The organism is Actinosynnema sp. NPDC053489 (assembly GCF_044544865.1).
Taxonomy (GTDB): Bacteria; Actinomycetota; Actinomycetes; order Mycobacteriales; family Pseudonocardiaceae; genus Actinosynnema.
This window is the reverse complement of record NZ_JBITXT010000014.1, coordinates 110,667-132,697: the sequence shown is the minus strand read 5'-3', so window position 1 is coordinate 132,697 and position 22,031 is coordinate 110,667. Positions and strand designations below refer to the sequence as shown.

Below are 22,031 nucleotides of genomic sequence, written 5' to 3'. Positions count from 1 at the left end.
GAGTTCGGGCGGGGGCCGATTCCACGCCCGCCCGCGGTGCGACGCACGTCACGCCGGGGCGGGAACACCGGGGCGCACCGGACCGTTGGAACACTCGGTCGGTGCGGTCCGTGTCCCCGGGCCTCACCAAGCGCCTTCGCGGAATACCGTCAGGCTGGAGCCGCGTCGAGCCACTCGCCGAGAGGCGACCGCCGCGCCGATCCCCAACGTCCCCGTTCAGAGTCCCCTTCTCCGGGTCTCCTTTTCCGGGTCTCCTTCTCCGGGTCCCTCTTCAGGTCTCTTCTTCGGGCTGCTCCCCCGCGTCCCGCTCCCTCAGGTAGCGGGTGTGGTCGGCCTGGCGGTTCACGTCCGCCGCGTACACCCGCTCCGCCAGCCGGTGCGCCTCGGCCTCCAGCAGCCCCAGCTGGGTCACCAGCTCGTCACCCGGGCCGGGCTCGCCGCCCGCCCGCTGCTTCACCGCGAACCACCACGGCAGGTTCAGGTAGGTCTGCACGGACAGCGGCAGGTCGGTGCGCACCAGCCGGACCGCGGTGTGCCGCAGGTCCGGGTCGGCCGCCAGCGCGTCGTGCCGCGCGAGCAGGTCGCCGAGCACCGCGCCGATGCGGCCGACGGCGGCGACCGCGGGCTGCGGCATCCGCGACGACTGCGCCCCCACCTCGCGCACGAGGTCGTCCAGCTCCTCGCGCAGCCGGTCCGCCTCCACGCCCGCGTCGACCCGGACCAGCCGCACCTTCTCCGGCGGCGCGAGCAGCGCGCCCACCACGTACAGCCCGCCGACCACCACCGGCCACAGCCCGCCGACCACCCCGGCCAGGTGCAGCAGCACGCCGACGAGCCCGCCGACGCAGCCGACGAGGTTCTTGGTCGAGCCCAGGTAGCGGATCACTGGTAACCGCGGATCTCCTGGAAGACCCGCCCCAGCCCGGTGCGGCGCGCGTCGAACACCTCGCCGCCGGTCATCGCGGCCACCCGGCCCAACTCGTCGCCGCTGCCCTCGCCGAACAGCACGGTGAACACGGGCACCCCGCGCACCGACGCGGGCACGGACCCGAACGACGCCTCGAACCCGGACAGGTCGGAGCCGTTGGCGTTCTCGCCGTCGGTCATCAGCACGATCGAGGTGAACCGGTCCGGGTCGGCCGCGACCAGCGGCTCCATCACCCGGTAGGCGCGCGACAGGCTGTCGTAGATGGCCGTGCCGCCGCCTTCCTCCAGCCCTTCGGCGTAGCTCCTGATCTCGGCCAGCACCGGGCCCGGGTCGCCCTCCGGCAGGGTGAACGTGCGCGGTTCGCCGGGCTCGGTGTCGAACGGCAGCATCGTCACCTCCTCGCGGCTGCGGAACCGGCGGAACCGGCCGGTGAGGGAGTCGTCCGCACCGGTCAGGCCGATCAGGGCGGAGCGCAGCGCGGCGATCCGGTCGCCGGCCATCGACCCGGACGTGTCCAGCACGTACAGGGTGCGCGACGGCCGCCGGATCCGGTCGAAGTAGGCCGAGAGCAGGGCGTCCACGGAGTCGCGCGCGGCCGGGAACGGCAGTTCCACGAGGTCGCGCACGGTGGAGCGCGGGTCGAGGTCGACACCGGGCACGACCGGTCGCCGGTGCGTGGTCTCCACGATCCGGCGCTGCGCCTCCGGCGTGCGCAGGTGGTCGGTCAGCCGCCGGTGCGCGTCACGGGCGTCGTCGCCCGCGTCGGCCAGCAGGGTCAGCGGGTAGTCCGCGGTGACCACGCCGTCGGCGGGGTAGACGAGCGTGAGCGGCTCGGGCAGGGTGCCGGCGGCGTTCAGGGACAGCAGCACGGACTCGTAGTTGATCAGCCCGTCGACCTTCGCGCCGGTGTCCTGCCCGCTCGCCCGGCGCCGGTAGGCCTCCGAGAGCCAGCCGGACGACCCGGCGGACAGCGACTGCGCCGCGAAGAAGTCCTTGAGCCGCGGCGTCACCGCCGCGATCTGGGCCGCGTCCACGGCGTTGCCCGCGCCCGCCAGCGCCGAGGCGACGCCGACCAGGGCGGAGAAGCCGGAGTTCGACGCGGACGGGTCGGTCATGCCGTAGCTGAACGCCCTGCGGCCCGCCTGCTCGGCGATCTCGCCCCAGCCGACGCGCCGGTCGGTCCACCCGAGCGCGCGGGCCGACGACGCCGACAGGCCCAGCACGACCGGCGAACTCATGATCTTGACCTGGTTGCCGAGCCGCTTGGCCGCCTCCGGGATGCCCGCCGGGTAGCGGTTGGAGGAGAACCAGACGGCGTCGTACTTGCCGTCGACGTCGCCCTTGGCCAGCGCCTCGGCGCCCTCCAGCGTTCCGGTGAAGGTGAACCTCACCCGGACGCCGGTGGCCTCGGCCGCCTCGTCCAGCACCGGCTGCAGGTCGGTCAGCTCGCTGCCCGCGAGCACCCGCAGCACCCCCGGTTCCGCCGGACCGGCCGGCTGCGCCGGGTCGGGTTCCGCCCCGGTGGTGCACCCCGCGAGCACCACCAGCGCGACCAGCACGAACGCCGTCCTCATCCGTCCCCCTCGACCGCCGCCGCGTCGTGCGAGCGGCGCAAGTGCCCTTCCGCGCGGCGGATCTCCCCCGACAGCGACTCGACCGTGGCGGCCATCGTGCGCACCGCGTCGGCGCGGTAGCCGTCGACGGCGTCGATCGCCGCGTGGATCCGGTCGAACGACGCTCGGATCGTCTCGACCGCCACGGCCGGGTCGCCGGCCGCCCGGCGGATCTCCGCGCCCTGCAGTTCCAGCAGCTCGGTGTTGGCGCGCAGCAGGCCGTCGGTGGTGGCCCGGAGCGCGGCGACCTCGTCGAGCACGTCGCGTTGGCTCGCCAGCGCGCCGCTGACCAGCAGCGCGATCCGCAGCGCGGCCACGGTCGTGGTCACCGCGCGCTCCACGCCCCGGATCAGCTCGTCGTTGGTGCGGCGCACGAGGTCCAGCGCGAGGTAGCCCTGCGCGCTCACGGCCAGCTGCGTGAGCAGGTCCTGGTGCCGCTGCCGGATCGGGTGCAGCACGTCGGCGCGCAACGACCGCGCCCGGTCCGGGTCGGCGAGGTCGAGCACCTCGGCCTGCCGGTCCACCGCCGCGTCCACGGCCCCGGCGAACGCGGCGGCCTCGGCCAGCCTGCCCATCGCCCGCCACAGCCGCTCCCGCTCGCCCTTGATGGCGGCGTTGTCGCGGCGCAGCCCGTCCTGCCGGTCGCGCAGGTCGACCACCAGGGCGTTCACCGGTTCGCCCGCGGCGCGGTAGCGGTCGAGGGCCTTCTTGGCGGTGTTCGCGGCGGGGAAGACGCGCAGCAGCTTCCGGCCGGTGAGCGGCACCCTCGCCGGGTCCAGCTCGGCGACCGTGCGGCGCAGGCCCGACAGCGACGCGGTGACCCGGACCTGTGGCGAGTCGTCGCGCAGGGCGCGGGCCGAGCGGTCCAGCATCGCGCCCGCCACGCCGGCGGCGGCGCGCAGGTCGGCCTCGCCGACGGCCAGCACCTCGTCCAGCGCGGTGGTGAAGTCCGGCGACCGCACGTCCAGCGACCGGAGGCGTTCGGCGAACCGCTCGGCGCGGTGGGCCGCGTCGGCGCGCACGTCGTCGCCGAGCGCGATCAGCCCGGCCGCCCGTTCGACCGGGATCGGCGTGACGGGCTCCGGCGGGGTGAGGGTGAACTCGTCGGTCACGGCGCGACCGCGTCGAGCAGGCGTTCCAGCGTCTCGAACGAGGGCGGCTCGACCGCGTCCACCAGGTCGGTGGGCGCCCTGTCCCCCACCACGTCGGCGAACACGCGCGGGTCGGAGGTGCGGAAGCCGAACGTGGCGGCGAGCTCCGCCAGCTCGGGGTCGGTGGCGAGCAGCTCGCCGACCTGGTCGCCCCGGTCGGACAGCGGGACCAGCGTGTGCTTGGAGTAGACGGTCGGCGCGAGGTAGAGCAGGCGCATGTCGGGGCGGATCGAGCCGTCGGCGCGCAGCACCCGGTCGAGGTACTGGGACTCGTAGACCAGCGCCAGCGGGGTCTTGCCCATGCCGGCCGCGAGGTAGTCCTCGAACGGGCCCTCGCTGCTGTTCTGGGTGTAGCCCTGGTCGCGGAAGAGCCGGGCGACGTCGGGCAGCACGGCCGCCTCCTGCTCCGGCGTGCCGACCACGGCGTTGCCGTTGGCCACGAACGACACGATCGACAGGTACATCGCGGCGGAGTTCGACTCGGCCGGGTTGGTCGTGGTGACCAGGACGTTCTTGCGGGCCGGGTAGGCGGTGTTGCCGGGCAGCTGGTCCCAGCGGGTGCCGGCCCGGGTCACCTCCAGGTACTTGGCCACGTCGAGCACCTGGTAGTCGCCGGCGCCCTTCGTGACGACGCCGGCCGCTTCGAGCAGCTTCACGATCGGCTCGAACGTGGCGACCGCCATGGGCGACTGGAACGGCGTGCGCGCGGCGGTGATCTTGCGGTCGCGCTGGATCCGCTGCGCGGCGGGCGCGGAGGACGGGAACGCGAACTCGTACCTGCCGAGGTCGACGGAGGTGGCGATCTGCCGCGAGCCGGCGGTGTCCACCTCGACCTCCAGGCCGTGGCGGGCGAAGGCGTCCACCACCCGCCGGTCGCTGAAGAAGGCGAGCTTCTCCGACCCGATGACCCCGCGCACGGTCGTCAGCTCACCGCCCGCACCGCCCTCCGCGTCGTCCGGGCGACCCCACACCACCACCGCGACGACGGCGGCCAACAACACCACGGCCAAGCCGATGGACAACCGGCGCTTCACCTGACCCGCTCACCCCCGTGTTCACCGCGATCATCTCCGCCGCGCGACTCGTTTGACGCGCGAACCGGCGATCACCGGGCGAACGGTGGGTGAACGGACGGTGCAGATGCCGCGTACAGCGCGGCCGCGACGGTGAGCGCGCACGCCGCGTAGGCGGTCGTGCGCGCGGAGGTGAGCTCGGCCAGCGCGGGCCCGGCCAGGGCTCCGACGACCGTGGCCGCCGCCTCCCCCGTGAACAGGACGGCGCCGACCCGGCCCAGGACCGCCGCGGGCGTGACGCGCTGCACCGCGGTCTGCGTCACGACCAGGGCCGCCGAGCCGGCCAGGCCGACGAGCACCGCGGCGGCCAGCGCCGTCGGCAGCGAGGTGGAGCCGAACAGCAGCGCGAACCCGACCGCCGTGACGCCCAGGGCGCCGGCCAGGAGCGGACCCGAGCGCAGCCGGTCGACCAGGGGGCGGGTGGCGGGCGCGCCGAGGAGGAAGCCGACGCCCAACCCGGACATCACCAACCCGACCGGCCCGGCGCCGCCCAGCGCCGTCATGCCGAACGGCACCAGCAACGCGCTCAGGGAGGCGTTGGCGGTGAGGAAGACCGTGCTGACGACCAGCAGCGCCCTGGCCGACCGCCGGGACCGCAGGAACGCGAGCCCCTCGCGGAGGTCGTCGCGGACGGCGGCACGCCGGTCGTCCCGCGGCCGCCGGGTCATCGCCGCGAGCAGCGCCGCCGAGACCAGGTAGCTCGCCGCGTCCACCACCACGAGCGCGGGGAAGCCGACCAGGCCCGCCAGCGCGCCGCCGAGCGGGGCGCCCACCAGCCGGGCCACCCCGTCGGTCAGCGAGTTCAGGGCGTTCGCGCCGCTCAGCGCCGGGCCGGAGCCGACCACGACCGGCGTGTGCGCCTGGGCGGCCGGCCGGAACAGCACGGTTCCCGTGCTCTCCACGACGAGCGCGACGTAGACCAGCCAGAGGGTGCCCGGGTCCCGGGCGAACAGCAGCAGGGCGACCGCGGCGGCCCGCAGCACGTCGGCCGCGACCAGCACCCGCCGCCGGTCCCAGCGGTCGACGAGCACCCCCGCGAGCGGGCCGAGCAGCAGCGGTGGCAGGAACTCGGCCGCCAGGGCGGCGCCCGAGGCGAGCACCGAGCCGGTCAGGGTGAAGACGTGGGCCGGCACCGCGACGACCAGCAGCCACGTGCCGAACGCGCTGATCGTGCGGGCCGCCCACAGCAGCCGGAAGTCGGGAATCCCCAGCGCGGAGGTCATCGCGGGCGAGCGGCGTCCGCGCCCCGGCCGGGACGACCGGTCAGGGCGCGGACGGGTGGCCGGCGGGCGCGCTCGCCCGGGACGCGGGCATCAGCGGCCGCGATCCGGTCGGGCCGGGCGCGGCTCAGTAGGCCAGGAACAGGATCTCGTCGCGCGAGTAGTCGTGGCCCGGGTGGTTCTCCTTGAGGTGCTGCTGGGTCTTCGCCACCAGGTCGTCCTCGTCCTGACCCTGGATCTGCTCGCCACAGGGGCAGGTGATGTTCCGCTTCATCGCAATCCTCCGCTGGTGATCCATCCACCACCGACTCTACTGAAGGTGACGACGTTGTCGACCGTTCGAGTTCGGGCGAGCCCCGCCTGCGCCGACCGGGTCAGCGGCGGCGCAGCACGCGCGGGTCGGCGCCGAGGTCGTCGGCCAGGCGAAGGGTGATGAACTCGTTGTCGTCCGGCGCGCCGGGGGTGCGGCCGGAGGAGGACGGGAAGTTGTTGTCGTTGAGCACGGCGATCGTGCGGTCGTCCAGGATCACGACGTCCTCGATCGTGGTGAACGGGAACGTGAACTTCTCCCCGAACCCGCCGAGCCGGCGCGGGTTGGCGATGTCGAGCAGGTCGGCGACCAGCGTCTTGTCGAGCGTGCCGTCGTGGTCGCGGTCGCGCTTGTCGGCCAGGTAGACGCGCTTGACGCGGGCGTCCGCGCCCTGCCCGCCGTCGCGCTCGACGACCAGCAGCCGGTTGCGGTCCACCGCGATGGCGTCGCCGATGGCGTGCTCCGGCCGGTCGAGCCGGTAGGTCCAGCGCACGCCGGTGTAGCGGCCCTTGTCGAGGTCGAACTCGTTGAGCCGCAACGTCCCGGGCGCGTCGCCGGCGACCGTGCCCTCCAGCAGGGCGTCGAGCGTGCGGCCGTCGGCGGACAGCGCCAGGCCCTCGAAGCCCTTGCTGCTGTTCAGGTTGGCCCGGCCGGCCGGGTTCTCCGGCGCGAACACGCCGGGCAGCGGCACGGGCGGCGCGAGCAGCCTGCCCGCGCGGTCGAAGTGCAGCAGGTAGGGGCCGAACTCGTCGCCGATCCAGTACGTGCCGTCGCTCGTCCGGGTGATGGACTCCACGTCGAAGTCCGCGCCGGTGAGCACCCGGTCCGGGCGGGTCAGCGGGAACGGCACGTGGCCGCGGGGGTCGGTCAGCGTGATGCCGCCGAGCACGTCCACCGCGCCCGTCGCGAAGTCGGGGCCGACGCGGTGCACGCGCAGGGTGAAGTCCGCGCTGTTGGCCTTGGTGCCGTAGCCGTTGTCCGACAGCACGTCGTACGTGCCGTCGGCGTTGCGCAGCACGCCGCTGAAGCCCTGCACGGGCTGGTCGGCGAAGGGCGGCACGATCCCGTTGACCGGCGCCGTGCCGAGCGCCGCGCCGGACGGCTCGCTGCCCGGCACGAACGTGGCGGCGGGCAGCGAGGCGAAGCCGGTCAGCGTGGCGCGGCCGAAGTCGCGGCGGCGGTCGTCGGGCGCGGCCGAGCCCGGCGCCGCCACCGACACCAGCGCCAGCGCGGCCAGGCCGATGGCCAGCGGTCTCCTCATGAGCGTTCCGTTCTGCCGTGGCGCGCCCACCGAGGGCCCGCGGTGGGCGGAACGCTAAGCGCGCCGGGTGAACGGAGGGCGTGGCGCCGGTGACGCCGGGGTGGTCTTGTGGCGCCGTTGCCGCGCGACCACCCCGGCCGAGGCGTCAAGCCGCGTACGCCTCGAACTCGGCGAGCTGGGCGGCGGGCCAGCCCGTGTTGCCGGTGACGGTCAGCCGCAGGTAGCGGTGGTCGGCCGACACCGGGATGCTCACCTGGTTGCCGGACGCGGGGTCGAACCGGTAGCCGGTCGCGGCCACCAGTTGGGCGTACGACGTGCCGTCCGCGCTGCCGGACACGGCCACGGTCTGCGTGCGGGCGGCCCACGCGGCGGCGGGCGGCAGCTTGAGCACGACCCGGTTGACCGCGATCCGGCCGCCCAGGTCGACGGTGAACGTCTGCGGGAAGGCGTTGTTCGGGCTCTCCCAGTAGGTGTTCACGTCGCCGTCCACGGCGTTGCCGCCGGGGAACCCGCCGTTGGCGGCGGCCTGGACGGGCTTGCCGCGCGCCACGTTGCCCTGCGGCGGTGCGGACGTGGTCGTGGTCGTCGTCGTCGTGGTCGTGATGGTCGACCCGTACACCTCCAGCTCCGACACCTGGGCCGCGGGCCAGGCGGTGTTGCCGGTGAACGTCAGCCGCAGGTGGCGGTGCGTGCCGGAGACCGGGACGGTGACCTGGTTGCCGGAGGCGGGGTCGAACCGGTAGCCGGCGGGCGCCACGAGCTGGGTGAAGTTCGCGCCGTCCGCGCTGCCGGACACGCCCAGGGTCTGCGTGCGGGCCTCCCAGGCGGTGGGCGGCGGCAGCTTCAGCACCAGCCGGCCGAGGTTCTCCGCCCGCCCGAGGTCGACGGTCACCGACTGCGGGAACTGGTTGTTCGCGCTCTCCCAGTAGGAGTTCGCGTCGCCGTCCACGGTGTTCGAGGCCGGGAAGCCGCCGGTGGCGGTGGAGGCGGTGACGGCCTTGCCCCGGGCCAGGTTGCCACCCGGCGGGACGGTCGTGGTCGTCGTGGTGGTCGTCGTGGTCGTGGTCGTGGTCGTCGGCGGGGTGGTCGGGTCGGTGTAGACCGGCTCGGGCCACGGGCCGCAGTACGACGGGCCGTCCCAGCCGGAGTTGCCCGCGCCCCTGGTGATCTGGAACGCGTTGTCACCCAGGCAGCTGTAGACGCCCGCCCGGCCGAGACCGGTGGCGGTGACGTTGGCGAACGACGCCGAGCCCGGCGACTGGAGCTGCACGGCGAACGTGCCCGCGCCGTTGATCCGCACACCGTCGAAGTGGACGTTGGTGATCGTGCCGCTGATGAACTGGATGGCCTCGTAGTTGCTGTCGACGAGGTCGGTGTCGGTGACGTCGATGCGGCCGCTCATCGCGCCGTCGCGGGCGTCGAACCACAGCGCGCCCACGCCGAACTGCCAGTTGGAGTCGAGCACGCCCGCGCGCAGCGTGGTGTTCTTCGACAGGGTGGTGGTGCCCGCCAGCGGCACGGAGGAGAACCGGTTGCCGACGTGGATGCCGCCGCCCTGGTCCTGCGTGTCGGCCACGACGTTCTCCGTGGCCACGTTGTCCCGGCCGCCGTAGATGGCGATGCCGTTGGCCTTCATGGGCACGACCACGGTGTTGCGGCGGATCGTGTTGCCGTAGTCGGCCTGCTGCTCGGACCAGAACGCGATGCCGTCGTCGCTGATGTTGCGGAACAGGTTGTTCTCGATCAGCACGTTGCCGATGCCGCGGTGCAGGTTCATGCCGTCGGCGAGCTGGTCGACCACCTTGTTGCCGCGGATGGTCAGGCCGCTGAACGGCCCGTCCAGCCACAGGCCGACCTTGGTGTGCTGCAGGAACATGCCGGAGACGACCGAGCCGCCGCCGAGTGCGCCGCCGATGGCGTTGGTCTGGTCGCAGTCGACCCGGTTGGTGACCTCGCCGATGATCGCGAAGTCGTGCAGGCCGACGCGGGAGCTGACGCCGGCGTTGCCGCCCTGGCCGCAGCTGTCCGGCTCGCCCAGGCCGTAGAAGCCGACCCGGTCGCCAGCCACGACGCTGTGCCAGTGGCCCGCGCCGCGGATCGTGACCTGGTCGACGGTGATGTGCTTGGTGACCGTGAACCGGCCGGCCGGGATCCACACCTCGCGGCCGGACGCCTTCGCGGCGGCGACGGCGGCGTCGAACGCGGCGTTGTCGTTGGAGCCGTCGTTCGGGGTGGCGCCGTGCTCGGTGACGGAGACGGAGTTCGCGGGCCGCTGGGCGGCGGGCGCGACCAGCTCGAAGTCGGCCAGGTCGATGGTGTAGGACGGCGCGGTGTCGCCCGCGTCGACCTGCAGCTTCACCTTGGCGCCGGCGTTGAGCGTGCGGGGGAACAGCGCGCGGGTGGAGTCGTAGAGGTGGTGCGGCTTGCCCTGGTTCGGGTCGTTGGCGTAGGGGTAGCCGCCGTAGCGCCAGGCGTACTTCGAGGTGAGCGTGAGGCTGCCGGTCTTCGTGCCGTCGAGGTAGAGCGACAGGGGCGCGGTGATGCCCGCGCCGCCGTTGCCGTCGGGGACGCTGTACCGGATGTCGATCGAGTTCGCGGGCTCGGTGAGGGTGAACTCGACGTAGCGGCCCTGGCCGGACAGCGTCACGGCGCGCCGGCCGGACGCCTCGCCCTCCAGCGTGCCCTGGCGGCGGCCGGGACCGATCCGCGTGCCGTTCGTGGCGGCGGTTTCGGCCTCGTGCTCGACGAACGGCACGTCCGCGCCCCGGCCGGGGATGTCGAACGGCGAGGTGGCGGCGGCCGCGGCGGCCTGGACGGCCTGGGCGGCGACCTCGCCCGGGGCGGCGGCGACCGCCAGCGCGGCGAGCAGGGAGGTGGCCACCGCCGCCACGCCGAGCGTCAGCGGACGCCGGAGGGTGGGGTTGACTCGCATGGGTTCAGCCCTTCGTTGGACGGGACCTCGGACTGCGGGCAGGGATGTCACGGGGTGTGGCGTGGCGCACACCATAAGCAGCCCGATCGAGCGACCGCAAGATGTCTACGAGTTCACGCAAAAACTCGACTACCAAGCCGGTTCGACGGGTGCGGCGGTTTCAGGGTGCCGACAACTCGGCCGGCCAGGCCGTTTCGGGCGCCCGGTCGTCGCCGACGGGGGTCGTGGCGCGCAACCGGCTTGCCGGCGCTTGCGGCGACTGCGGTCGTCAGTAGGCGCCGCTGAGCTTGCGGTGGTCCCACGAGACGACCGACGTCGGCGCGAACCGCAGGCCGACCCGCTTCACCGCCTGCGCGGCCACGAACGCGTCCAGCTCCGGCCCGCTCTGCCCGGTGTAGCGCGCGGCCACCGCCGCGCCGATGCGGGCGACCTCGGCCCGCTCCTCCACCAGCCGCACGTCGCACTCCATCGTCACGCCACGGAGCTGGTCGTAGGTCTCCCCCGCCTCCCACTGGAGCGTGGCCTCGGGCGTGCGGCGCAGGTTGGCCACCTTCTGCGAGGCGCGGTAGGTCCAGCCGACCGGTTCGCCGTCCTCCACCACGAACCACAGCGGCACGAGGTGCGGCCTGCCGTTCGGGCCGAGGGTGGCCACCGTGACCACGCGCTGCTCCTCCAGGAACGCGCGCACCTCGTCCGCGGTCATCGTGATCAGGGCCCGACGCGACATGGCGTCAGGATAGGCGGCTGTCCTCCCGGGACACCGCGGCCGGCCCCGCGGACAGGTCGCCGACGACGCCCTTGTCCAGCAGCGCCAGGAACACGTCCACCAGGTCCGGGTCGAACCGCGCGCCGCGACCGGCCCGCAGCTCGCGCACCGCCTGCTCGTGGGTCAGCGCGCGCCGGTGCGGCCGGTCCGCGCGCATCGCCGCCCACGCGTCGCACACGGACAGGATCCGGGCCTCGATCCGGATGCCGTCGCGGGCCAGGCCGTTGGGGTAGCCCGCCCCGTCCCACCGCTCGTGGTGCTGGCGGATGACCTCGGCGACGTCGCCGTGGTCGGGCAGCACGCTCACCATCCGCGCGCCGCTGTCGGGGTGCTCGTGCAGCAGGTGCCACTGCTGGTCGGTGAGCGGGCCGGACTCGGTGAGCAGGTCGTCGGGCAGCACGATCATGCCGACGTCCAGCAGCCGTCCCGCGCGGTGCGCGTTGCGGACCTCGGCCTGGCCCCGCTTGAGGTGCTCGGCGACCGTGCGGGCCCACTCGGCGATGGCGAGGCTGCGACCGGGGCTGGCGACGCGCAGGTCGACCAGGTCCGCGACCTGGTTCAGGTAGTCCACCGCGACGTCCTCCCGGTGCTCGGTGAGCGCTGTGCCACCGGCGACCGCCCGGTCCCGGCCCAGGTCCTTGGCCAGGTACAGCGCGCGGTCGGCCGCCGACACCAGCGCGGACGCGGTGCCGTAGCGGGGCGCGAACGCGGCGGTGCCGGCGGAGAGCGTAACCGTCACCGAACGCCGACCGCTCACGGCGATCGGATGGTGGGAGACGCCGTGCCGGAGCCGTTCCGCGAGGCGGGTGAGGTTCTCGGCGTCGGCGCCGGTCGCGATCAGCGCGAACTCCTCGCCGCCGTAGCGGGCGAGCACCCGGACCGGCCCGGCGATCGCGCGCAGCCGGTTGGCCACCTCGACCAGCACCCGGTCACCCGCCGGGTGCCCGAACCGGTCGTTGATGGACTTGAACCGGTCGACGTCGAGGATGACCACGCCCAGGGGGCTGCGGGAGCGCCGGGCCCGCGCCACCTCGTCGGCCAGCGTCGCCTCGAAGAAGCGGCGGCTGCGCAACCGGGTGAGGCTGTCGGTGATGGCGAGCCTGCGCTGGTCCACCGCCAGTCCCGCGAGGCGGGTCGCGGTCAGCGCGAACAGCACGGCGCAGCCCGCCGCGATCACCGGAACGTCCCGGCGCACGCCCTGGGCGTGCTGCACGAGCAGCAGCGCCGGCCCGATCAGCGCGCCACCGGACAGCAGGGCGAGCCTCGGCCAGCTCAACCGCGGCGCGGGCACGTCCACGGCCTGGGACATGCGCCCCATCGAGGGGTGCAGCGCGCACGCGCCCAGGGCCAGGTTGCCGGCCAACCAGACGGCGTCGAGGAAGTTGCCCGCCGCGTAGCTCGATCCCAGGCGTTGCAGCACGTACACGGTGTCGGCGGTGAGGATGGCGGCCAGCCACAGCGCCAGCAGCGCGAAGGACCCGTCACGCCGTCCGCCGTCGAAGAACAGGCGCAGCGACACCAGCAGCAGGACCAGGTCCATCAGCGGGTAGGCCAGTGACGCCATCTCGACCAGCAGCGGCGTGCCCAGCCGCGTCTGCGGCCCGATCACGAACACCCACGACAGCAGGCCGGCGACGACGGTGAGCGTGACCGCGTCCAGCAGGCTGGTCAGGTCGCGGTCGGCGCGGCGCTGCCGGATGAGCATCAGCAGGCCCACCACGACCAGCGGGTAGTGGCCCAGGTAGAACGCGTCGGCGATGGCCGGGTAGCTGTCGTCGTTGAACACGTAGTGGGCCATGTAGAACGTCGTGTCGGCCAGGGCGTACACCAGCTGGCTCAGGCCGAGGACGATCCAGGGCGCGCGGGGCACGGGCTTGTTGCGCCGCACGCCCCACCACACGGCGAGCGCGGCGGACGTGCTGACCGCGCAGTAGACGACCACGCGCAGCGGGATCGTGCCGACGAAGATCGGCAGCGCGTAGTAGCTGCCCACCGATAACAGGCCGAAAGCCAGGTATCCCATCCAGACCTGATGGGATTTTCCGATCGGGATTCCGCTGTTTTCAACCGACGTGGCTCCGGCGACGCGCAATCCCGGCACTCCCCACTCAGGTGACGCTGACGTTCGACAAGGCGGAGCCATGACACCGGCAAAGGGGAGTCCGAGTCAATCCCCGTTGCCGAGTCTTCATCCGCGACAAGCATCGCGCATGCCCATCCGCGGCGGGTCGGCGGGCTCTATAGAGTGCCTATTGGTGAGGCCGCCGTCGTCGGTGACGTGCGGCGCCGGGAGGAGGGGGCGCGATGCCGACGGACGCCGCAGACCTGCTGGAACGGGTGCGCGAGGAGTTGCGGGGTGAGGGCGGGTCGAACCGGTTGGTGCCGTTGGTCGCGTCCGGTGAGGTGCCGCTGAGCACGTTGGGGGCGCTGGCGGCCGAGGAGCACCGCATCGTGCGGAGCGACTGGCGAGCGTTCCTCACGTTGGCCGCGCAGTCGCCGCTGCCGGTGCAGCGCGAGTTCTTCGCGACCGTGGCGAGCGGCGAGGGGCTGGCGTTGGACAAACTGGGCGATTTCGCCGCCGCGTGCGGGTTGGGGCCGGACGACGTGGCCGCGTACCGGCCGTTGCCGGGGTGCCAGGCATATCCGTCGTACGTGGCCAGGCTGGCGTTGGACGGCAATCCGCACGACGCGCTCCTCGCGATTCTGGCGAACTTCGCGGAATGGGGTGGGTATTGCGCGACGATCGCCGCCGCGCTGCGCGAGCACTACGGATTCGACGACGCCGGCTGCGCGTTCTTCGACTTCTTCGCCGAACCCGCGCCCGAGTTGGACGCCCTGGGCCTGCGCGCCCTGGACGCCGTCCTGGCCACGGGCTGGCAACCGGAACCGGCCCTGCCCGCCGCCCGCCTCCTGCACTCCTACGAACTCCTCTTCTGGAACTCCCTCCCCACCACCTGACCCCGAGAGTCCTACCTCCAGCTCGCGAGAGTCCTACGTTCGGACCGCGAGAGTCCTACGTTCGGGACCACTGAGTTCTACGTTCGGGCATCGCTGAGCGTTCAACTCGGGGTGCGTGAACGTAGGACTCTCGCGTGCTGGACGTAGGACTCTCGCGGGGGTCAGGGGAAGGCGGTTGGTGGGGTGGGGCGGCCGAACAGGTATCCCTGGGCGTAGGCGCAGCCGGCGTCGCGGAGCCAGTCGGCCTGGGCGCGGGTCTCGATGCCCTCGGCCACGGTGTGCGCGCCCAGCACGTCGGCCAGGTCGATGATGCAGCGCACGACGCCCGCCGTGCGGCCGGTGTCGGACAGGGCGCCGGTGAACGACTTGTCGATCTTCACCACGTCGAACGGGTACCGCTGCAGGTAGCTCAACGACGAGTAGCCGGTGCCGAAGTCGTCCAACGCCACCCGCACGCCGGTCTCCCGCACCTCCATCAGCCCGCGCATCGCCGCGCCGTCCGCCCACACGGACTCGGTCACCTCGATCGTCAACCGCTCCGGCGGCAGGCCCGTGGTCTTGAGCACCCGGTCCAACGACGGCAGGAACGCGGGCGCGGAGAGCTGCCGCGTCGACACGTTCACCGTCACGCCCAGCTCCCGGCCCTGCTCACGCCACCGCACCGCCTGCTCGCAGGCCCCGGCCAGCACCTTGTTGCCCAGCGGCACGATGAGCCCGGTCTCCTCCGCCAGCCCGATGAACTCCCCCGGCCCGAGCAGCCCGTGCCCCGGCCGCTGCCACCGCACGAGCGCCTCCGCGCCGGCGGGCATCGACGTCGCCAGGTCCACGATCGGCTGGTAGTGCAGCACCAACTGCCCGTCGGACACGGCGGTGCGCAGGTCGGCCTTGTCGCGCTGCCGGGCCAGCACCCGCTCGCCCATCTCCGGCCGGAACAGCCGGATGCGCCCGCCGCCCTCGCGCTTGGCCACGTACATGGCGGTGTCCGCGTCGCGCAGCAGGTCCGCCGTGCCGATCCCCGGTGACGACACCGCGATGCCGACGCTGGCCCGGATCGCCGTCTCGTGCCCCAGCCCGGTCAACGGCCGCGCCAGCTCCGACAGCACGCGGGTGGCCAGCCGCGCCGAGTCGCGCACCTCGTGCCCCGGCGCGAGCACGGCGAACTCGTCGCCGCCCAACCGCGCCGCGGTGGCCACCGGCCCGACCGCCCGGCCGATCCGCTCGGCCGCCGACACCAGGTACCAGTCGCCGGCCTCGTGCCCGTCGGCGTCGTTGACCTCCTTGAACCCGTCGAGGTCGATCACCAGCAGGCCCACCGCCTCACCGGCGAGCAGCGCCTCGTCCACCAGGTGCAGGAAGTGGGCCCGCCCGGCGAGGCCGGTCAGCTCGTCGCGCTCGGCGCGGCTGCGCAGCGCGTCCTCCAGCTCGCGGCGCTTGCTCACGTCCACCGCGGTGACCAGGGTGTGCCGCTCGGAGACGTCCTCGACCGGCACGGCGTGCACCGCCAGCACGCCGGTCGAGCCGTCCGCCCGCGTCACGGGGACCTCCACGGCCTCCTCCGCCGAACGGCAGCCGCGCGGGCAGCCGGTGATGTCCGGTCCGTGCGGGCACGGCACCCGCTCCGGGCGCGCCGGGTCCCACGCCAGCAGCTCGCGCGCCCGGTCGTTGTGCAGCCGGGGCACGCCGTCGGCGTCGACCAGCACGAGCCCGACGGGGCTGGCCCGCACGACGGCCTCGACGGTGCGGTGGGCGTCCCGCACGAGCCGCGCCGACCGGGTGGCCTCGTGCAGCGCCATCGCGGCGACGGCCAAGCCCACCAAGGGCATCACGACGGACGTCACGAGCGGACCGGTCACCGCGACAGGGGTGACGGTGACCCACACCGTGAACCCGGTCAGGTAGCCCAGCAGCGCGGGCACCGCGTGCACCGGGAACGCCTCGTTGCCGCCGCGCAGCGCGCGCCGGACCGTCACCGCGAACAGGAACCCGATGACGGGCTGCGGGTTGGGCAGCACGAACACCGCGCCGTGGGCGACCGCGCACTCCGCCAGGGCCACCGGCCAGGCGTCGCGGCGCGGCCACAGCCACCAGGACGCGACCACGAGCGGCACGAGCGCGGCGAGCACCAGGCGGCCCGGCCCGACGCCGACGAAGCACAGCTGGAGCGTGAACGCGACGCAGGTGATCCACGAGTAGGTCTCGGTCAGCAGCGCGATGCGGCGCAGCGCGGGCTCGCCGGGTGACGAGAGCGGGTCGTCCACCACGGTTCGGGTTGGACGCGCCACGCCCGGTTACCCCCCAGTCAACGGCAGTCGACCGAACGACCACCACGGAGGATCGAAGCATCCACAGCGGTGTTCGCGTTCTCAACCGCCATTCGGGTGAGTCCACTGTGGACCGGGGCGCGGCCTCAGGAGCCGGGGGTCGAGCTCTCCGGCGGCGCGCTGTCGGGCAGCGGGTCCGGCGTGGCCTCCGCGAGGTCGGCCGCCACGACCTTCGCCTCGTCGATCGTGCGTTGCGACCGCGCCAACCGCTCGTCCTCCTCGGGCGTCTCCACGCGGAAGGCGTCCGTCGGCAGGGTCTCGCGTTCGTCCTCGTCAGCCATGCCACCGGGGTTTCCCGGCGCTCGGCGATCAAACTTGGACGCCCGCCGCGCCGCGGGTACCGTCGATAAGAGCCCGCTGGTCCGTAAAGCCGCCGAGGAGATCCGATGTCGAGCACGACGACCGCGCCGCCCCGCCCGTCCGCGCGGCGGCGCGTCCTCTTCACGGCGGTGCTGGTCACCATCACCGCGCTGCTGTTCTGGGTGCCGTGGACCGGGCTGCTCGCGCCGGGCGCCGACTGGCCGTGGCCGGTGCAGGTCGTCGGCACGGCGTTCTTCGTCGTCACCTCGGTGGCGTTCCCGGTCCTGCTGGTGCGCGCGCACGGCCGCCGGCACTCCGACCGGGCGTCCCGGGTCGCGCACCTGGTGCTCGGGGTGGTGTGGGTGTTCTTCTCGTGGGCGGTGATCACGCACGTGCTGCGGCTCGTGCTGGCGGTCGCGGGGGTGGAGAACCCGGTGCGGGCCCGGGTGGTCGCCGCGGTGCTGCTCGTGGTCGGTCTCGCGCTGGTCGGGCACGGCCTGCGCGAAGCGCGCCGCGTGCCGCGGGTGAGGCGGACCGACGTCGCGCTCCCCCGCCTCGACCCGGCGTTCGACGGGCTCACGATCGCGGTGCTGGCCGACACCCACTACGGGGCGATCGACCGCACGAAGTGGTCCGCGGGCACGGTGGCCGCCGTCAACGCGCTGGAGCCGGACGTGGTGGTGCACGTCGGCGACATCGCGGACGGCACGGTGGAGCAGCGCCGCGGCCAGGCCGCCCCGCTGGGCGACGTGCGGGCGCGGCACCGGTTCTACGTGTCGGGCAACCACGAGTACCTCAGCAACGCCCAGGCGTGGCTGGACCACATGACCGCGCTGGGCTGGACCAGCCTGCACAACCGGCACCGGGTGCTGGAGCGCGGCGGCGCGCGGTTGGTGTTCGCGGGCGTGGACGACGTGACCGGCGCGCACTCGGGCGAGGCCGGGCACGGGGCGGACCTCGGGGCGGCGCTCGCGGGCACCCGCGCCGAGGACCCGGTGGTGCTGCTGGCGCACCAGCCCAGCGAGGTCGTCAAGGCGGTGGCCGCGGGCGTGGACCTCCAGCTGTCCGGGCACACGCACGGCGGCCAGATCTGGCCGTTCCACCTGCTCGTGCGGTTGCAGCAGCCGGTGCTGGCGGGGTTGAGCCGCCACGGCGAGCGCACCCGCCTCTACACCAGCCGGGGCGCGGGGTTCTGGGGCCCGCCGCTGCGGGTGTTCGCGCCGAGCGAGATCTCCCTGCTCACCCTGCGCGCCGCGTGACCGCGCGCCGGTGACCCGGCATGATCTGCGGGCGTGAAGGTTCTCGTGGTCGGTGCGAGCGGGTTGATCGGGCAGCACGTCGTCGGGCGGCTGCGGGCGCGGGGGCACGCGGTGACGGCCGTGGCGCGGACCGCGCGGGACGGCGTGGACCGCGCCGTGGACGCCACCGAGGCGACCGGGGTCGAGTTCCGGGCGTTGCTCGCGGGGCACGACGGCGTGGTGTTCGCCGCCGGGGCGGACGACCGGGAGGTGCCGCGCAAGCCCGCCTACCCGGTGTTCCAGCGCGGCAACGTCACGCCGGTCGTGCGGCTGCTGACGGCCGCGCGCGAGGAGGGCCTGACCCGCGCGGCGGTGCTCGGCTCGTACTACACGTACTTCCACCGCGAGCACCCCGGGTGGCGGCTGGCCGAGCGGCACCCCTACATCCGCAGCCGGGTCGAGCAGGCGCGGGAGGGCCGGGAGGCGGCCGGGCCCGACCTGCCGGTGGCCGTGCTGGAGCTGCCGTTCGTGTTCGGCCGGGCCGGCGACCGGCTGCCGAACTGGGCGGGCGCGTTCGACCGGTGGGTCAGGTCCCGGTCGCCGCTCGTCGCGCCGCCCGGCGGCAGCGCGGTCACGTCGGCCGCCCACGTGGCCGACGAGGTGGTCGGCGCGCTGGAGCGGGCCTCGGGCGAGGACGTCCCGGTGGCGGCGGAGAACCTGACGTGGCCGGAGATGATCGGCCGCATCGCGGCCGCGGCCGGTCACCCGCGCCCGGTGCGCCGCCTGCCCGGGGTCGTGGCGGAGGCGGCGCTGCGGTTGACCGGTCTGGTGAACGGCGTGCGGGGCAGGCAGTCCGGGATCGACCCGGCGCACGCGGGCGGGTTGCTGCTGCGCGACCTGTTCCTGCCGCCGTCCGGTACCGGCTCGGTGGCCGACGCCATCGCCGAGACCTTCCCGGCCGACCGGCGCTAGCGAGCGCGGCGACCGCGTTCGGGTGCCTCGTACTCGTAGTCGCCCTCGGGCACGTCGAACGGCAGGGGTCGGTTGGTCCACGAGTCCACGAGCACCACGAGGCCGGCGATCACGATGACGACGACGCCGACCCAGCCCAGGCCGCCCCAGACCAGGATCCCCGCGATCAGCACCAGCGGCAGGACCATGAACAGGCAGAACGGGTCCACCCGCCCGAATTGCCGCCGTCCTCCGGAACTCGCCATCTACGCCCTCCCAGTCAAGCACCTCGCCGGGTGAACTTACGCGACGGCTCCCGGGAGGCCCCCAGCCGGTCGGTCAGGCGCCGTGCTGCTCGGGGCCGGGGTACCGGCCCTTGGCGCGTTCGAACACCGTGGCGAGCACGGCCAGGATGATCATGCCGGCTCCGAGCCCGAGGTGCAGCAGGTTGTCGGCCGGGTTGAGCGGCGCAAAGTTCGCCGGGCCGTCCCCGTGCCCGATCGAGTGCACGACCGACCCGTAGATCCACAGCAGCAGGTACGCGAAGCCGCCGGCCACCAGGAACGCCCGCGCCGCGCCGCGGGTGGCCGCCGCGAGGACGCCCGCCACGCCGAACAGCAGGTGCAGGACGTTGTGCAGCACCGACACCTGGAACACGCCGAACAGCATCGCGCCGGAGTGCGGCCCGGCGAAGCCGATGTCCCCGAGGTCCCTGGTGAGGCCCGGCACGAACCCCAGCACCCCGACCAGCAGGAACACCACCCCGACGAGCAGTGAGAGGGCCTGGACGGGGCGGCGGCGCGTGCCGACGCGGTCGGTCGAGGTCGTCATGGCAGTCCTCCGAATCGACGGTTCCGCTTGGCGTACCCGGCGGGTCACCACCGAAACCAAGATCCGCCCGGCCATGACCGACCGATGTGAGTAACCAATCACTCTCTCCACCTCTTCGCTTGACAGCGCGCGAACCGGCAGCGTTCACTGATTAGTGAGTGACTGACCACTCACACACTTGGGAGGAAGCGATGGCCGAGCAGTCCACCGAGCAGATCCTGGAGATCGTGCTGCCGGGCGTGGTGGGACCCGACGGCCTGCGGCCCCGTCGGCGCGACCGACCGGTGCCGGGACCCGGCCAGGCGCTGGTCCGGGTCGAGGCCACCGGGGTGTCCTTCGCCGAGCAGCAGATGCGCCGCGGGAAGTACTACGACCAGCCGCCGTTCCCGTTCGTGCCCGGCTACGACCTGGTCGGCACGGTCGCCGAGGTCGGGCCCGGGGTGGACCGGGCGCTGGTCGGCCGGCGGTGCGCGGCGCTGACCAAGGTCGGCGGGTGGACCAGCCACGCGCTGCTGGACGCGGCGGACCTGGTGCCGGTGCCCGCCGGCGTCGACCCGGCCGAGGCGGAGACCGTGGTGGTCAACGGCCTGACCGCCTGGCGGATGCTGCACGGCGTGGCCGGGGTGCGGGCCGGGCAGGTGGTGCTCGTGCACGGCGCCAACGGCGGGGTCGGGTCGACCCTGGTGCAGCTGGCCCGGCTGGCCGGCGCACGGGTGATCGGCACCGCCTCGCCGCGCCACCACGACGCCGTGCGCGAGCTGGGCGCCACCCCGGTGGACTACCGCGCCGCCGACCTGCCCGCCCGGGTGCGCGCGCTCGCCCCGGCCGGCGTGGACGCCGTCTTCGACCACGTCGGCGGCCCCGGCATCGTCGACTCCTTCCGCCTGCTCGCCCCCGGCGGCACGCTCGTCGCCTACGGCACCGCCGCCACCCGCGACCGGCAGGGCTCGGCGCGCCTGCCCGTGCTGATGCTGTTCGCCCGCCTGCTGTGGTGGAACGCGCTGCCCAACGGCCGCTCCGCCTCGTTCTTCAACGTCTGGGCGGGCAAGCGGAACGCCGCCCGCTTCCGCGCCCGCCTGGCCCACGACCTCGGCGAGGTCTTCGCGCTGCTCGCCGACGGCTCGCTGCGGGCGAAGGTCGCCGCCCGCGTGCCGCTGGAGCGGGTCGCCGAGGCCGTCGCGCTGGCCGAGTCCGGCACGGTCACCGGCAAGGTCGTGCTGGTGCCCTGATCCGGTGGTCGGGGGTTGACCTGGAGCGCGCTCCAGCCGTTAGCGTCGCGGTCGTCGGCGGAGCGGGTGGCGAACGGAGCACGACGTGCGACTGGGTCTGCACATCAACCGGTTCAACCAGGGTGCGGCGCGGCTCGGGCCCGGGCTGGCCGCCACCTGCGCGGCGGCCGAGGCCGCCGGGGTCGGGTGGATGTCGGTGATGGACCACTACTTCCAGATGGAGCAGAACGGCGGCGCCGGGGACGCGATGCTGGAGTGCTACACGACGCTGGGGTTCCTCGCGGCGCACACGTCCACGATCCGGCTGGGCGCGCTCGTCACCGGTGTCACCTACCGCCACCCGGGCCTGCTGGCGAAGATCGTCACCACGCTGGACGTGCTGTCGGGCGGTCGGGCGACGCTGGGCATCGGGGCCGCCTGGTACGAGCGCGAGCACCGCGGCCTCGGGGTGCCGTTCCCGCCGGTCGCCGAGCGCTTCGAGCGGCTGGAGGAGGCGCTGCGGATCTGCCTGCGGATGTGGGACCGCGACGACGACGGGCCGTTCGAGGGTGGGCACTACCGCCTCGCCGAGACGCTGAACGTGCCCGCGCCGCTGAGCGCGCCGCACCCGGAGATCATGATCGGCGGCAACGGCGAGCGGAAGACCCTGCGGCTGGTCGCCCGCTACGGCGACGCGTGCAACCTGCTGCTGCCCTCCCCCGCCGAGGTGCCGCACAAGCTCGACGTGCTGCGCCGCCACTGCGACGACCTCGGCCGCGACTACGACGCGATCCGCAAGACCGTGGTGCACCTCGGGGACGCCCCCGACGACGGCGACGGGCTCGCCGGCGCCCTGGCCGGGTACGCCGACCTGGGCATCGACACCGTGGTGCTGCGCGCGCCGGACGGCGACGTGGCGGCGTGGGTCGAGCGGGTCGTCGCACCGGCCGCCGCCCGCCTGGCCTGACGC

Annotated in this window: 19 protein-coding genes; 5 read left to right on the top strand and 14 right to left on the bottom strand. The window is 73.9% G+C overall.

What is annotated here, in order from left to right; genetic code table 11:
- Positions 1–271: 271 nt before the first annotated feature.
- From ACIGNX_RS28080 to ACIGNX_RS28035, 10 genes are all read right to left on the bottom strand, one after another.
- On the bottom strand, positions 272–886 hold the full coding sequence (locus ACIGNX_RS28080) for a hypothetical protein (protein WP_396543791.1): 615 nt from the start codon (positions 884–886) through the stop codon (positions 272–274).
- The gene (locus ACIGNX_RS28075; protein WP_396543789.1) at positions 883–2,502 is read right to left on the bottom strand and encodes a substrate-binding domain-containing protein; all 1,620 of its coding nucleotides are present in this window, start codon (positions 2,500–2,502) and stop codon (positions 883–885) included. Before ACIGNX_RS28075 ends, ACIGNX_RS28080 begins: the two co-directional genes overlap by 4 nt.
- Complete coding sequence (locus ACIGNX_RS28070) at positions 2,499–3,653, bottom strand: toxic anion resistance protein (protein ID WP_396543788.1); 1,155 nt, start codon at positions 3,651–3,653, stop codon at positions 2,499–2,501. Before ACIGNX_RS28070 ends, ACIGNX_RS28075 begins: the two co-directional genes overlap by 4 nt.
- The gene (locus ACIGNX_RS28065) at positions 3,650–4,726 is read right to left on the bottom strand and encodes a hypothetical protein (protein WP_396543786.1); all 1,077 of its coding nucleotides are present in this window, start codon (positions 4,724–4,726) and stop codon (positions 3,650–3,652) included. Before ACIGNX_RS28065 ends, ACIGNX_RS28070 begins: the two co-directional genes overlap by 4 nt.
- A 71-nt stretch (positions 4,727–4,797) precedes the next feature.
- Positions 4,798–5,988, bottom strand: coding sequence for an MFS transporter (locus ACIGNX_RS28060; protein WP_396543784.1), 1,191 nt, complete (start codon positions 5,986–5,988; stop codon positions 4,798–4,800).
- A gap of 124 nt (positions 5,989–6,112) precedes the next feature.
- The gene (locus ACIGNX_RS28055; protein WP_396543783.1) at positions 6,113–6,259 is read right to left on the bottom strand and encodes a DUF1059 domain-containing protein; all 147 of its coding nucleotides are present in this window, start codon (positions 6,257–6,259) and stop codon (positions 6,113–6,115) included.
- Positions 6,260–6,359: 100 nt separating this feature from the next.
- A complete protein-coding gene (locus ACIGNX_RS28050; RefSeq protein ID WP_396543781.1) occupies positions 6,360–7,556 on the bottom strand; it encodes an esterase-like activity of phytase family protein in 1,197 nt (398 codons plus the stop codon).
- A gap of 145 nt (positions 7,557–7,701) precedes the next feature.
- A complete protein-coding gene (locus ACIGNX_RS28045; protein WP_396543780.1) occupies positions 7,702–10,488 on the bottom strand; it encodes a discoidin domain-containing protein in 2,787 nt (928 codons plus the stop codon).
- A gap of 268 nt (positions 10,489–10,756) precedes the next feature.
- Positions 10,757–11,215, bottom strand: a complete 459-nt coding sequence (locus tag ACIGNX_RS28040; RefSeq protein WP_396543778.1) for a pyridoxamine 5'-phosphate oxidase family protein — start codon at positions 11,213–11,215, stop codon at positions 10,757–10,759.
- A gap of 4 nt (positions 11,216–11,219) precedes the next feature.
- On the bottom strand, positions 11,220–13,277 hold the full coding sequence (locus ACIGNX_RS28035) for a diguanylate cyclase (RefSeq protein WP_396543776.1): 2,058 nt from the start codon (positions 13,275–13,277) through the stop codon (positions 11,220–11,222).
- Between the two features lie 281 nt (positions 13,278–13,558).
- On the opposite strand from ACIGNX_RS28035, the gene ACIGNX_RS28030 reads away from it, so the two are divergent.
- Entirely contained in the window at positions 13,559–14,212 is a 654-nt protein-coding gene (locus ACIGNX_RS28030; RefSeq protein ID WP_396543775.1) for a transcriptional regulator, read from the top strand.
- 161 nt (positions 14,213–14,373) lie between these two features.
- Here ACIGNX_RS28030 and ACIGNX_RS28025 read toward each other — a convergent pair whose 3' ends face one another.
- Together ACIGNX_RS28025 and ACIGNX_RS28020 are read right to left on the bottom strand one after the other, a co-directional pair.
- Positions 14,374–16,494, bottom strand: coding sequence for a putative bifunctional diguanylate cyclase/phosphodiesterase (locus ACIGNX_RS28025; protein WP_396543774.1), 2,121 nt, complete (start codon positions 16,492–16,494; stop codon positions 14,374–14,376).
- A gap of 125 nt (positions 16,495–16,619) precedes the next feature.
- Positions 16,620–16,814 (bottom strand): hypothetical protein, encoded by a 195-nt coding sequence (locus tag ACIGNX_RS28020; RefSeq protein WP_396543773.1) that lies wholly within the window; start codon positions 16,812–16,814, stop codon positions 16,620–16,622.
- 105 nt (positions 16,815–16,919) lie between these two features.
- Between ACIGNX_RS28020 and ACIGNX_RS28015 the strand changes: the two genes are divergently transcribed.
- Together ACIGNX_RS28015 and ACIGNX_RS28010 are read left to right on the top strand one after the other, a co-directional pair.
- Positions 16,920–18,092: a metallophosphoesterase gene (locus ACIGNX_RS28015; RefSeq protein ID WP_396543771.1), complete on the top strand. Its 1,173-nt coding sequence runs from the start codon at positions 16,920–16,922 to the stop codon at positions 18,090–18,092.
- A 33-nt stretch (positions 18,093–18,125) separates the two neighbouring features.
- Positions 18,126–19,043 carry an NAD-dependent epimerase/dehydratase family protein gene (locus tag ACIGNX_RS28010; protein ID WP_396543769.1) on the top strand — a complete coding sequence of 306 codons (918 nt, stop codon included), beginning with the start codon at positions 18,126–18,128 and terminating at the stop codon, positions 19,041–19,043.
- On the opposite strand, the gene ACIGNX_RS28005 is transcribed toward ACIGNX_RS28010, so the two are convergent.
- Both ACIGNX_RS28005 and ACIGNX_RS28000 read right to left on the bottom strand, forming a co-directional pair.
- Positions 19,040–19,288 (bottom strand): hypothetical protein, encoded by a 249-nt coding sequence (locus ACIGNX_RS28005; RefSeq protein ID WP_396543767.1) that lies wholly within the window; start codon positions 19,286–19,288, stop codon positions 19,040–19,042. The genes ACIGNX_RS28010 and ACIGNX_RS28005 overlap by 4 nt on opposite strands.
- Positions 19,289–19,361: 73 nt before the next feature.
- Positions 19,362–19,853, bottom strand: a complete 492-nt coding sequence (locus tag ACIGNX_RS28000) for a DUF4383 domain-containing protein (RefSeq protein ID WP_396543766.1) — start codon at positions 19,851–19,853, stop codon at positions 19,362–19,364.
- Between the two features lie 191 nt (positions 19,854–20,044).
- On the opposite strand from ACIGNX_RS28000, the gene ACIGNX_RS27995 reads away from it, so the two are divergent.
- Positions 20,045–21,082 (top strand): medium chain dehydrogenase/reductase family protein, encoded by a 1,038-nt coding sequence (locus tag ACIGNX_RS27995; RefSeq protein WP_396543764.1) that lies wholly within the window; start codon positions 20,045–20,047, stop codon positions 21,080–21,082.
- A gap of 85 nt (positions 21,083–21,167) precedes the next feature.
- Positions 21,168–22,028, top strand: a complete 861-nt coding sequence (locus tag ACIGNX_RS27990; RefSeq protein WP_396543762.1) for an LLM class F420-dependent oxidoreductase — start codon at positions 21,168–21,170, stop codon at positions 22,026–22,028.
- The last annotated feature ends 3 nt before the right edge of the window (positions 22,029–22,031 follow it).